Annotated in this window: 10 protein-coding genes; 3 read left to right on the top strand and 7 right to left on the bottom strand. The window is 51.3% G+C overall.

Going from position 1 to position 12,355, the window contains the following annotated elements; genetic code table 11:
- Positions 1–76 precede the first annotated feature (76 nt).
- Genes J2Y43_RS29615 through J2Y43_RS29605 form a run of 3 tightly spaced genes read right to left on the bottom strand, consistent with a single transcriptional unit; the run spans position 77 to position 4,535 of the window.
- Positions 77–1,609 carry a DUF1501 domain-containing protein gene (locus J2Y43_RS29615; RefSeq protein WP_309991186.1) on the bottom strand — a complete coding sequence of 511 codons (1,533 nt, stop codon included), beginning with the start codon at positions 1,607–1,609 and terminating at the stop codon, positions 77–79.
- 11 nt (positions 1,610–1,620) lie between these two features.
- Positions 1,621–3,252 (bottom strand): DUF1800 domain-containing protein, encoded by a 1,632-nt coding sequence (locus J2Y43_RS29610; protein WP_309991185.1) that lies wholly within the window; start codon positions 3,250–3,252, stop codon positions 1,621–1,623.
- A gap of 41 nt (positions 3,253–3,293) precedes the next feature.
- Positions 3,294–4,535: a T9SS type A sorting domain-containing protein gene (locus J2Y43_RS29605; RefSeq protein WP_309991183.1), complete on the bottom strand. Its 1,242-nt coding sequence runs from the start codon at positions 4,533–4,535 to the stop codon at positions 3,294–3,296.
- Between the two features lie 364 nt (positions 4,536–4,899).
- On the opposite strand from J2Y43_RS29605, the gene rbsK reads away from it, so the two are divergent.
- Positions 4,900–5,808: a ribokinase gene (gene rbsK, locus J2Y43_RS29600; protein WP_309991180.1), complete on the top strand. Its 909-nt coding sequence runs from the start codon at positions 4,900–4,902 to the stop codon at positions 5,806–5,808.
- Positions 5,809–5,810: 2 nt separating this feature from the next.
- Positions 5,811–6,752 carry a nucleoside hydrolase gene (locus J2Y43_RS29595; protein ID WP_309991177.1) on the top strand — a complete coding sequence of 314 codons (942 nt, stop codon included), beginning with the start codon at positions 5,811–5,813 and terminating at the stop codon, positions 6,750–6,752.
- On the opposite strand, the gene J2Y43_RS29590 is transcribed toward J2Y43_RS29595, so the two are convergent.
- On the bottom strand, positions 6,749–7,981 hold the full coding sequence (locus tag J2Y43_RS29590; RefSeq protein WP_309991173.1) for a multidrug effflux MFS transporter: 1,233 nt from the start codon (positions 7,979–7,981) through the stop codon (positions 6,749–6,751). The two genes, J2Y43_RS29595 and J2Y43_RS29590, sit on opposite strands and share 4 nt — an antisense overlap.
- A 184-nt stretch (positions 7,982–8,165) precedes the next feature.
- Here J2Y43_RS29590 and J2Y43_RS29585 point away from each other — a divergent pair, with 184 nt between their 5' ends.
- Positions 8,166–9,014, top strand: coding sequence for a dienelactone hydrolase family protein (locus J2Y43_RS29585; protein WP_409014514.1), 849 nt, complete (start codon positions 8,166–8,168; stop codon positions 9,012–9,014).
- Positions 9,015–9,220: 206 nt separating this feature from the next.
- Here the strand turns inward: J2Y43_RS29585 and J2Y43_RS33675 are convergent, their stop codons facing one another.
- From J2Y43_RS33675 to J2Y43_RS29575, 3 genes are all read right to left on the bottom strand, one after another.
- Entirely contained in the window at positions 9,221–9,634 is a 414-nt protein-coding gene (locus J2Y43_RS33675; RefSeq protein ID WP_409014513.1) for a putative toxin-antitoxin system toxin component, PIN family, read from the bottom strand.
- A complete protein-coding gene (locus tag J2Y43_RS29580; protein ID WP_309991170.1) occupies positions 9,631–9,846 on the bottom strand; it encodes a hypothetical protein in 216 nt (71 codons plus the stop codon). The genes J2Y43_RS33675 and J2Y43_RS29580 overlap by 4 nt, the downstream gene beginning before the upstream one ends.
- 123 nt (positions 9,847–9,969) lie before the next feature.
- Positions 9,970–12,201 carry a sodium-translocating pyrophosphatase gene (locus tag J2Y43_RS29575; RefSeq protein ID WP_309991169.1) on the bottom strand — a complete coding sequence of 744 codons (2,232 nt, stop codon included), beginning with the start codon at positions 12,199–12,201 and terminating at the stop codon, positions 9,970–9,972.
- Positions 12,202–12,355 lie beyond the last annotated feature (154 nt).

The following is a 12,355-nucleotide window of genomic DNA, read 5'->3' as shown; positions in this document are numbered from 1 at the left end:
GTAAAGTAAACAAAAAGTGCCGGAAGAAATCAACGTTCTCCGGCACTTTCAATGTAGCAACAGGCAAGTTTCTTGCTTATCCTGTGGTGTTAATCGTATAATTTCCGAGGATATTCAGCTCTCCTCCTCCCTCTACTTCAATGTTGCGGACAGTGATATTCTGGCCAACTGCCACCACATGGCCCGGGTTCACGCGCACGTAGTCGCCTACGCCCGGGGGCCGTCCGGCCGACCAGATCGAACGGTCGGGCCACGCGCCCGAGGCAGTCGTTTCGATCACATTCGAGAAAAGGGAAGTCGTTTTAAAATTCTTGAATAGCAATGAGTCGGTGACGGTGCTTTGTGCGCCGAACCAATCCCGCAGGATATCGGAATAAATCCGCCTGAAATCCACCTGCATTTTGATCTCCTGATTCTCATTCGTCGGGCTGGTGGTCGGCGGTTCGAGATCGTTGTTGAGATCCGGTACAACACCTACCATCTGGCGTTTGATACCTGTTCCAAAGACAAACATCGGTGCTGCAACACCATGATCGGTGCCCCTTGAAGCATTGGAATTGGCACGTCGCCCGAAATCCGAGAAGGTCATGCCTATAACCCTGTCGGCAGTCCCCTGAAGAACCAGGTCGTTCTGGAACGACGACACGGCCTCGGAAAGTTTTTTGAGCAAATTGGCGTGGGTTCCCACCGTTGTATCGCTTGCCGTAACCTGATCGCCGTGCGTGTCAAAGCCCCCCAGCTCCACAAAATAAATCTTCGTTTGCAACCCGCCGTGGATCAGTCTCGCCACGATTTTGAGCTGCTCCGAAAGCTCGGTGGTAGTGCCCGCGGTCGGATATGTCGCCTTGGTTGAGCCTGCGTCATAAGCCCGCTTGATCTGCCCGGAATAACCGGTAGAAAGCAATTGCTGCTGCCGCACGTGCTTGATCATCTCCCCGGCCTCGCAGCAGGGCAAATCGCTGGACGCCAGCCCCTGGCCGCCATTCAGCAGCGCATAGAAGTTATTGACGTTCTCCACCGAGATATTCATCGGGCTTTGCGGCCCCAGCAGACTCGTCGAGTTGAGCACACCGATCTGCAAGGCCAGGGGGTCCTTCATGGTATCATTCGGATAATTCTGGGGATAACCCGGAAAACGGTTGTCGAGGTAACGCCCGGCCCATCCGCTGTTGGCATATTGGTTGGCATCCGTAGCGGTCATCCAGATATCAGAAGACCGGTGGTGTGACTGGTTGGGATTCGGATACGACACCGAATTGACAATCGCCAGCCGCCCCTGATTATACATATCCCGCATACCGGTCATCGACGGGTGCAGCCCGGCTTCCGCCATACCCGACAATGTGAGTACCTTGTTTTGCGGAATAGCAATGTTGGTCCGGATACTCTGGTATTTGGAATAATATTGAAGCGGGATCACGGTGTTGAGCCCGTCATTACCGCCATTCAGATAAATGATCACAAGGATGCGGTCGGTAGCCGCAGCAGCCGTTCCCATGAGCGAACGCACAAGGGATGAGCGGTTACTGAGGCTGGTTATGCCAAATCCGTTTACCATTACAGGTAACGCCATGGCTGAGGCTGATGCCAGAAAATCTCTTCTTTTCATACAATTTCTAATTAAAACACCTCATACTCAGCCATCCTGATCATATACCGCATCAGGTTGGAACATCTGTTTTTAACGGCATTGGCAGCGGTGGTACTCGCCGGGTTGCTGCGGTAGGCATTCAGCTCATAGCGCCATTCAATCCGCGGCAGGTTGTTCATAAAAACCACATCAATGAGGTAGGTTTTCTGCGCGTCCGAGAGGTCGATCGCGAAAAGGTTTTTGGAGAATGCAGCCAACACTTCATCCGGGGTAATGGCCTGAGTATTCGTATCTGCAAAATTCGGCTGGATTTTCTGGATCCAGGCCAGGAAATCGATACCCAGAACATAGCCCGGTTTTACAACCTGGCTCGGGAAAATGATCGTGTCACTATTCCCTCTGCGCGCGGTGATCGTCGAGCCGTTGATCCAGTTTTTAGAGTATCCAACCTGGTAATAAGGCGGGTAGCCGAACACCAGCGGCTGTGTGAGAATTTCGAGGTTCATACCGCCCATTCCCCAAAGAAAAAAACGGATATAATTGATATATGCCGCAGTGTCCGTCATCATGTCCGGGCAAGGGAACTCGAAATAGCGCCCCATACCGAGCAAGTATTCCATCGGCGATTTGATGATCGCGCCAATGTTCTGGTCACTGAAAAATATCTCGCTTTTGAGCAGCTTTTCGAGTACCGGCTTGATATTGTAATTATTCTCCGGGCTCGCGAAAAACGCCGCCAGCGGAATAATCACATTATTTTCGATATCCTGGGTCACATTCTGGTTCACATACCAGCGGTAGAGTTTGCGGCAAATATGCTTGGGCGTCTCGGGATGCCTTAGCAGCATATCCACCAGTTCATTCATCTCTACGTCGCCGGCGGTGTCGTCGCTGCGGCCCTGTATGGTAATGCCGCCGTACTTGGCCGAAAACGTTTTGTTGGACGTATCGTGGTAGTTCCTATGGAAATTCGAAGTAAAATCGGTCGTCCCGTTAGCGTAATAGTTGGTAACCATCCAGCCCGTCAACACTTTCGATGCGGCCTTCACATCCTCTTCGGTATAGTTGGGATTACCGTAGTAGTCTTGCTGCCCTACGGTAAAAAGCTCCTGTAACTCCCTGGCATAGTTCTCATTAGGATGATCCTTGTTATTCCCGTGCCCGTTCTGAAAAATAAGCATGGCAGGATCTTTGGTGATTCCGATGGTCATCGTTTTGAAATTCCCGAGGCTGTTATCGCGGAGGAATTTCAGGTACCGGTACATGTATCGGTAGTCGGCCATGACGTTCTGCGACACCACGAAATGGTTTTGCCAGAAGGCCGTCAGCTTTTCGAGCACCGACGGCTTATTATTCTGCAACATCATCACTCCCACCCACCAATAGCGCAAATACACGCTCAATTCACCACTTCTGGACGAGACAAACGGGAAGGCCGTAAACGGCTGCATGTAGTATGGGCTCGTAGGCGCATAATCGACTGGCGGCGGGGGCGACGCAGTGTATGAAACGTTCGCAAATAGCTGGTCAACGGCCGTTCCGGGGTTCAGACCGGTAAATGCGGCAATCTCTGAGCGTGTGGGGCCCATAGTAGCTCTTCTGAGCAGGTGAGCCGCTTTGTTGGCCGTGAGTGGTACAGTATAAGGATCAAGATAAGCCATAAGTCATTGAATTAGTATTTTCCGTCCGGTTGAGCACATGATCATCTGTTGATCAGCACCTTATATGATTTTGACAACCCATCGGTAAAGGAGAATTTCAGCAGGTAAAGTCCGGTAGGCATCCGGCTCACATCAATACCATCGCCTGAAACCGCACGCGATGCATACACAGTCCGTCCGCCGGCATCCGTGAGCCTGGCGGAGGCCAGGTTTTGCCTGATATTTGGAGAAAAGAACAGCTTTTCGGCAACCGGATTAGGGTAAACGGCCCAGTCGGACAGACCATCCATCGCCACCTTGACAATGCGGCTGTATGCGAAGGGCTCATCCGTGCTGTCCGTCGCGCGGTCTACCATTTTCAGCCGGTAGAAATTTTTGCCGCCCAGGGGACTTCTATCCGTAAACTCGTACTGCGAAGGCGCCGTGGGCGTTGTGATACCGTCTCCGCGGGCCGCCACGCTGCCGATCAGCTGCCAGGATTTGGCATCATCGCTGCGCTCGATATCAAAACGGCTGCTATTCACCTCTTCGGACGTCGACCATTCGAGATAGCTCGTGTGCTCGCGTGCGACGGCCGTAAAACTCACCAGCACAACCGGCAACGCCCCGTCACGCAATGCAGCGAGCGTATACACATTGTAAGTATTGGGAACTACGTCAAGAATAGTAGTCAGCGATCCGGCTGTCTCCGTGCTGGGCTGCCCGAAAAGAGAAGTAGCGTCGACATTGGCAGGCAAATTCACCCATTTTGTACCGTCCCAGCCGGCGATAGTCAGTTTGGAAAGCCCGCGGTTGGTCACCAGTGCATTTACAGCGCTACTGCTATTCCACGAAAGTGTAATGCGGCTCGGCGAGGTGCCATTGATATCCCAATATTCGCTGGTACTGATTGCAGCCAGCCCCTCTCCCATTGAACTGGTACTGAATGGACCGCCTTCCGGCAAAACGCCATAATCACCGCCGGCTGGATTGCTCGTTACAGCCACCGCCGGGTTGACGCCGTAGTAAGCTCCAACGGCCTGGTCGGATCCCACCGAAAACGGCCGAAGCGCACCATTATCGCCCACGGGAAAAATGAAGGGTTCCGAGCCTGATTTTTTGATGTAGCCGTCGATAAACTTGCCATCTCCCAGCACGCCGGAAGTGACTGCTGCACCGAAACTTACAATCCCAATGGGCGAATCTCTTTTGGTAAAGATGGCACTATTGTCTTGCGCGCTCACACCCCGATTACCTCCCCAGAAAAACAACACAGATAGAATTATAGAACAAATTCTAGGCATAGTTATAAGATTGTTCAATACTACATCAAATATAAAATAAATCCGTCACACAATATGGTACAAAATCATACCAATTAATACTACAAATTAATTAGTATCCGGTAAAAGTACTGTAATTATCAAGCAAATAGCGCCTATCCATAGTGGAAAAGCACTTTTTAAAGCCCTAAAAAAATTTAAAATTCTTCTACAAGTTGACTAAGAAATTTAGATACGCTTAGAAACTATTCGCTTAGTTTTATTTCATTCCACACTATGAATACAAAAGAGGGGACATTAATTTGCGGCAGCAGCTGATCAACTATCCACCTCATCATCACGGACAGGGTATCCTGGTCGATATAAAATCAATCGCGAAACGGCAATGAAACAGAGCGTGCTCATTATCGGAAGTTCCAATACCGACATGGTGGTTAAAACGGAACATTTTCCCAAACCCGGCGAAACCGTGCTGGGCGGGACATTCCTGATGAACCCGGGTGGAAAAGGTGCCAACCAGGCCGTAGCCGCGGCAAGGCTCGACGCCGATGTGCGTTTTGTAGCCAAAACCGGAAATGATATTTTCGGAAAACAAGCACTGGAAGGTTTCAAAAAAGAGGGCATCGATACCCGGTTCATGACTGAATCGGCCGGTCTGGCATCGGGCGTTGCGCTGATTACCGTCAATGCACAGGGGCAGAACGAGATTGTTGTGGCTTCCGGCGCTAATATGGACCTGCATCCCGCCGATATCGCCGACAATGCATTTGAGAATGTAACGCTGGCCCTTCTGCAACTGGAAATCCCGGCGGAAACTGTGCGTTGGGCATTGGCGAAATGCGCGGAAAAGGAGATCCGGGCGGTCCTTAACCCCGCCCCAGCTATGGAGCTCGGCCGGGAGTTCCTCAACGGCTTGTACCTGATTACCCCCAACGAAACCGAAACCGAACTCATCACCGGCATTACCGTGGAAGGTGAAGAAACACTTCAAAAGGCAGCACAATACCTGTTTGACCTGGGTGTACAGAACGTCATTATCACACTGGGCAGCAAAGGCATCTACCTCGCCGGAGAAGGTTTCACAGGCATTATCCCGACGCCGGTCGTAGAAGCCGTGGATTCCACCGCCGCGGGGGATGTGTTCAATGGCGCATTGCTGAAAGCACTTGCCGATGGCAAAACGCTCGAACAGGCCAGTCACTTCGCTTGCCGGGCAGCCGCCATTTCCGTTACGCGTATGGGCGCGCAAAGCTCAGCCCCTTATCAACATGAAATAGATTCCTTTTTTAACTAATCATGAGTAAAATCCCCGTTATCATAGATTGCGATCCCGGCCACGACGATGCGCTGATGCTCATGCTCGCGCACGGAAGCGGACATTTCGATATCAAAGCCGTTACCATTTCGGCCGGCAACCAGACGCAGGCGAAAACGTTGCAAAATGCACTGAAAGTGCTGACGCTCATTGGCGCAACCGATATTCCGGTGTACCATGGTGCCGACAAGCCGCTGTTCAGGGAACTCGTCATCGCGGATTATGTGCACGGTGAGACCGGCCTCGACGGCCCTGCCCTGCCTGTGCCCGTTATGCAAGCCCAGCCTATCAGTGCAGTGGAAGGAATTGCTGCCATACTAGCCGCCTCCGAATCGCCCGTTACCATTGTACCCACCGGCCCGCTGACCAACATCGCGACGTTTTTACTAGCTTACCCGCATCTCAAAAGTAAAATCGAACGCATTTCGCTCATGGGTGGCGGGATATTCCGGGGTAACATGACGCCCCTCGCCGAGTTCAACATTTACGCAGATCCCGAGGCAGCAGCCATTGTTTTCAAAGCCGGTGTCCCTATCACCATGTGCGGGCTCGACGTGACGCACAAAGCGCTTGTTTTTCAGAAGGATATCGAACTTTTACGCGCATTGGGGAACAAGACCGGCAAAGCAGCAGCCGATCTGATGGATTTCTTTTCCATTTTCTACCGGGAAAACCGCGTGGAACTCAACGGTGGTGCCGCCCTGCACGACCCCTGCGCCATTGCGTGGCTGATTAACCCCGGCATTTTCAAGACGAAGTCGTGCTATGTCGATGTGGAAACAAAAGGCGAGCTTACCCGCGGCGCAACGGTGGTGGATTTTTACAATACCCTGCAAATGGAGCCCAACGCGACGGTAGCCTACGATATCGACCGCGACGCGTTCATGGATTTGCTTTTTAACGCGATTAAGGTGTTGCCTTAAAGTAGTACCGAAACCTCGTCCTCGACATCCTGACGTGCGGCACGGTGGCGTACGACCACATTACCCGCGTGAAGGATAACCAGGCCCCCAAAGGCGCAGAAGGCCATCATGCCGACCATCGGCATGGCGGTATTGTTATGCAGGAAACTCACAATGGCCGAGATAACAGCTCCCGCGCCCATACGCCAGCTGCCCATGAGCGCGGACGCGCTACCCGTGTGCTTGCGGAAGGGCGCAAGTGAAAGCGCCGAAGCATTGGGGCCGGTGAGGCCCTGTCCGGTCAGAAATACGAACATCGTCCCGATCAGTGAAAAGAGCCCGAACCAGTTGTTGTACACGCCAACGATCAGGAACAGCCCGACAATGCTTTGGTATATTAGCGTAAAGCGGATAATCTGCTCGCTGGTGTATTTTTTAAGTAAAAAGTGGTTCAACTGGGTGGAGCCGATCATCGCCACGGCCAGGAACGCAAAAATCCAGCCATATTGCTGCTCAGAGACTTTATAAATGTTCATAAATACATCCGAAGAGCCTGAAATATAAGCAAATGGCGCGGCTGTTGCCAAACCGCCTGCGAGTGTGTAAATCAAAAACTGGGGCTGCGAAATCACGGTGATGTATCCTCCCAATACCGCCTCGGGACGTAGCGACACTGTGGCATCGGCACTGCGCCCGGTGGGCAGGAAGAAATAAATGGCCATGATAATCAGGCTCACAATACCCGCCAGGATCACGAAAATCCAGTACCAGGCGATGGAAGCCGTCACGTAACCGCCCACCGTGGGTGCGATCATGGGTGAAACAGCGATCACCAATGTGATGAGCGAGAAAACCTCCGCACGCTTATCGGCTGGGAAAAGGTCGCTCACCAACGCCTGCGACGCCACGAGACCTACACACCCTCCCATTGCCTGAAAAAACCGCATGGCGATCAGCGCATCCACGGATGACGTCATGGCACAGCCGAACGAGGCGATCACATACAATATCAGACCGGCGTACAGTGGTTTCTTACGACCGAAACGATCGAGCAGCGGACCATAAAGCACCTGACCGATACAAATACCAATGAGATAACTCGTTAGCGAAAGTTGTACTTTGTCAATAGTGGTTTTCAGATCCGACGCAATCCGGGGAAAGCCCGGCAGGTACATGTCGATGGAGAACGGACTGACGGTCGCCAGCGATCCGAGGATCAGGATAATAAAGAAGTATTGCTTACGGCTCATGGACTTACATTCACTCAATGCAAAGTTAACGGGCTGCTAAGCATATTAAGTTCCTGTATTTTAATAAGTGCAAGAATTTCATCAATCCGCCATAAAAAGGCTCGCGCAACCGATGTTTCCATTGGCCCGTATTTTGTATATATTTAATATCACAATCCTAACTTTTCATTTCAAATCTGTACACATGAGAGCTGTTTTTATTCTGGTAACCATTTTTCTGTTCAAAATGAACCTGCCGGCCCCGGAAGTTACCCCAACTACTATTCCGGTTTGTCATACGCCTGCCAATGCCATGTCGGAACTGGCCGCCAATGTAGATTTCCGGATGCTGCACGAAACACCGCTGCCGTTTACCTACCAAGGTGCCGGCGAAACCGTCACTTTCCCCACAGCGGATGGTAAGACCGCCTCGGGTTTTCTGCTCAAATCACCGAAAAAATCCGACAAATGGCTCTTTGTCTATCAGGAATGGTGGGGATTAAATGACTATGTCAAACAGGAAGCCGCGAAACTGCACAAAGACCTGGGCGACGTGAATGTACTCGCATTGGATATGTACGACGGCAAAGTAGGCACCACGCGCGAAGAAGCCGGCCAACTCATGCAAAGCACACCCGCCGAGCGCCTGGCCGCTATTACGAAAGGCGGTATTCAATACGCAGGCACCAATGCGAAAATCGCCAGCATCGGCTGGTGTTTCGGCGGAATGCTGTCATTGCAGAATGCCATTGCGGGGGGCAACCAGGTCGTAGGCTGCGTGATGTATTACGGCCGCCCCGAAGGCGATGTCGAGAAGTTGAAAAAGCTTAACACCGACGTTCTGGGTATTTTTGGTAGTCAGGATCAGGGCATCCCACCGGCCACGGTCGCCAAATTCGAAGAAGACATGAAAGCCGCCGGCAAAAAAGTGACCATCAAAATGTACGACGCCGTCCACGCCTTCGCCAACCCCAGCAACCCGAAATACGACGCCAATGCCGCTGCGGATGCTTACAAGCTGTCGTTAGCGTATTTGAAGAAGAAGTTGGGTTAGAGTTGCCATCTACACGGGAATATTGGTAACGAAGCCAAAATAAGCGTCACGGGCGAAAATCCCCGCAAGGTAAAATCGCGTTAGCGATGTAATATTGGTAGCAAACATTTGTCGAAAAGTAACCGGCAAAAAAATCCATCTTATCTCGTTACTAAATTCGTCTTTCAATCGGCACAGAACTTTAAAGCCCGGCTTATCGTCGGGCTTTAAAGTTCATACAAATCAAGGAATTGGCTTAACGTAACTATTTCTGTCTTCCCGAATCGCTTCAAGTCTAACAAGTCTCTCTTGTTTCCCGTAATCAGGTAATCCGAAGAGCTGTCCTTGCAGAGCGCCAACAAAAAGTCGTCCTTTGGATCCGGACTATGCCTTACAACCGAAGTTGTTTCGAAATGCAGGCTCTTTTCAGATAGGAGTTTCAGAAAGTCTTTGATCTGCGCTGTCGACACGAAACGAACAAATTTGGGGCGAAAAATCACGACGCTAAGTTCACTCAATAATGCATTATCCGTAATGACTTCAAACCGCGGGTTACTAAGAACAAGGTTGAGTCGGCGCCGTGAGTTTCCATTAATCAGTGCACTGACATATAAATTCGTGTCGAGAACTACCCGAATCAATTTGATTCGCGGCTTTCCCGAACCGCCTTTATTTCTTCGAAAATATCCTCTTCTGTTATTGAATCAATGTCCGGAAGTGCTTTGGACAACTCCTCCCAACGCTCGTTCCAAGAAAGTTTTTCCTCCTTTACCGATATCAACCCTAGATCTACCAGATCGTCAATCAAGCGTCTGGCTTTTGGATCGTTTATTTCAATAGTTAGCGTTTCCATGATATTCAGTTTTAATCTAAAATATGAATTTCAACACCTAAAACCAAATCGAATGTCCTAACGCCATAAAGCAACAAAGCCCGGCTCATCGCCGGGCTTTGTCATATCTTTCAAGAAAAGAACTTACTCCCCTTTTCTTTCCAAACGCAATACCGGCGCAGCGGTGTCGGCATTCTCCGTTGTATGTGCGGCGACTGTTACGGCCTGGGATTTCTCGTCAACCTTTACACTTGTAGCGCCGTGCGAACCGGTTCCGATATGCGGGGCGATTACGAGAGAAACAATCGACATCAATTTAATGAGGATGTTCATCGACGGCCCGGAAGTGTCTTTGAATGGATCACCTACCGTGTCGCCGGTTACCGCAGCTTTGTGCGGGTCAGACTTTTTGTAGTAGGTCTCACCATTGATCACTACCCCTTTCTCAAACGACTTCTTAGCATTATCCCAGGCGCCGCCGGCGTTGTTTTGGAAAATCCCCATCAACACACCCGAAACGGTTACCCCTGCCAACGTTCCACCCAATACTTCGGGTCCGAACAGGAAACCTACCAACACCGGCACAATAAGGGCAATGAGGCCCGGAGCCACCATTTCCTTGATGGATGCCTGGGTCGATATCGCCACGCATTTATCGTATTCGGGCTTGGTTGTACCTTCCATAATACCCGGCAGCTCGCGGAACTGGCGGCGTACTTCCTCCACCATCTTCATGGCGGCGCGCCCTACCGCAGCAATAGCAAGTGAAGAGAAGATAAATGGTATCATGGCCCCTACGAACAGACCTGCCAGCACATTGGCCTTGTAAATATCGATGGAATTGATCCCCGCTACACCGCAGAATGCAGCAAACAGTGCGAGAGATGTCAAAGCAGCAGAAGCAATCGCGAAACCTTTACCGGTTGCGGCGGTAGTGTTGCCCACTGCATCGAGAATATCGGTGCGGCCACGTACTTCTTCGGGCAAATGCGCCATTTCGGCGATACCGCCTGCATTATCGGCAATCGGGCCGAATGCGTCGATCGCCAGCTGCATGGCCGTAGTAGCCATCATACCGGCGGCAGCGATAGCCACACCATACAAGCCCGCCACTTCATAACTAAGGAAAATACCAGCAGCCAGTACCAAAGTCGGGATCACTGTGGACTCCATCCCTACCGAAAGCCCTCCGATAATGTTGGTAGCATGGCCCGTAGACGACTGGTTCACAATCGACTGGACAGGGCGCTTGCCCATTGCGGTATAAAACTCGGTGATCATCGACATAATGGCCCCCACGACCGAGCCCAGCAGAATCGCCAGATACACATCCATCGCCGTAAAGTCGACACCGCGGATATTCAGATTACCCTCAGGCAGCATCCACATCGTGAGCGGATAGCTTACCACCAGCACCAATATGATCGAACCCCAGTTGCCGCGGTTCAATGCGGCCTGTACGTTACCATTGTCGTCGCTCACGCGTACGAGGAGCATGCTGATGATCGAAGAAATAAGGCCTACACCTGCAATCACCATCGGCAAAAGGATCGGCGCGATACCCCCGAAGTTATCGGTACCCTGCGCCACGATTTCACGGCCCAGTACCATTGTTGCCAGAATTGTGGCTACATAAGATCCGAAAAGGTCGGCACCCATACCGGCCACATCGCCCACGTTATCACCCACGTTGTCGGCAATGGTAGCGGGGTTACGCGGATCGTCCTCCGGGATACCGGCTTCCACTTTACCCACTAGGTCGGCGCCCACGTCGGCTGCCTTGGTGTAAATACCGCCGCCTACCCGCGCAAAAAGGGCAATCGACTCGGCACCAAGCGAGAAACCCGCAAGGACTTCCAGCACACGCTCCATCGGAAGGCCGTTCACATCCGTGCTATCGCCTACAAAAGTGGAATACAAAATGATAAACAAACCACCCAATCCCAACACGGCGAGGCTCGCTACGCCGATCCCCATCACAGAACCGCCGGTAAACGACACTTCGAGCGCTCTCGTAAGGCTCGTACGTGCCGCCTGCGTGGTGCGCACGTTCGACTTGGTAGCGATATTCATCCCGATATATCCGGCAAATGCGGAAATAAAGGCCCCTACCAGGAACGATACGCCGATAAACGCGCTGGAATTTTCAACCAGTGTGCCTGAGTAACCCAGTATCACACTCACAATAAGACCAAAGACAATGAGTACACGCCATTCGGCTTTCAGGAAGGCCAGGGCACCATCTGCAATTGCGTCCGCTATGGTTTTCATTTCAGGACTTCCACCATCCTGCCGGACAACCCAGCCTCTTTTGAAGAACATAACCAGCAAGCCAACAAGGCCTAACGCCGGCACTAAATAGGTAATGTTACTCATGCGATGATCAACGATTTGGTTAAATGGTTTTTTATAATTCTCGTAAATATAGAGAAAGGCACCTCATATCAAAATCGCAAAACCCTTATTTTTGATCAATTCGTATAGATTTTATAAAAATTCGGAGAGTTTTTGAGCCAATTTCGAAACACTA

The sequence above is a fragment of the Dyadobacter sp. BE31 genome, assembly GCF_031457695.1.
Classification (GTDB): domain Bacteria; phylum Bacteroidota; class Bacteroidia; order Cytophagales; family Spirosomataceae; genus Dyadobacter.
The sequence above is the reverse complement of the archived record's forward strand: the minus strand, read 5'-3'. Positions and strand labels throughout refer to the sequence as shown.

Bases quoted from the DNA above. Each gene is read 5' to 3' on its own strand.
- J2Y43_RS29615 (WP_309991186.1), bottom strand. From the start codon at position 1,609: ATGAAAAGAAGAGATTTTCTGGCATCAGCCTCAGCCATGGCGTTACCT.
- J2Y43_RS29575 (WP_309991169.1), bottom strand. From the start codon at position 12,201: ATGAGTAACATTACCTATTTAGTGCCGGCGTTAGGCCTTGTTGGCTTG.
- J2Y43_RS29605 (WP_309991183.1), bottom strand. From the start codon at position 4,535: ATGCCTAGAATTTGTTCTATAATTCTATCTGTGTTGTTTTTCTGGGGA.
- J2Y43_RS29585 (WP_409014514.1), top strand. From the start codon at position 8,166: ATGAGAGCTGTTTTTATTCTGGTAACCATTTTTCTGTTCAAAATGAAC.
- J2Y43_RS29595 (WP_309991177.1), top strand. From the start codon at position 5,811: ATGAGTAAAATCCCCGTTATCATAGATTGCGATCCCGGCCACGACGAT.
- J2Y43_RS29580 (WP_309991170.1), bottom strand. From the start codon at position 9,846: ATGGAAACGCTAACTATTGAAATAAACGATCCAAAAGCCAGACGCTTG.
- rbsK (WP_309991180.1), top strand. From the start codon at position 4,900: ATGAAACAGAGCGTGCTCATTATCGGAAGTTCCAATACCGACATGGTG.
- J2Y43_RS29610 (WP_309991185.1), bottom strand. From the start codon at position 3,252: ATGGCTTATCTTGATCCTTATACTGTACCACTCACGGCCAACAAAGCG.
- J2Y43_RS29590 (WP_309991173.1), bottom strand. From the start codon at position 7,981: ATGAGCCGTAAGCAATACTTCTTTATTATCCTGATCCTCGGATCGCTG.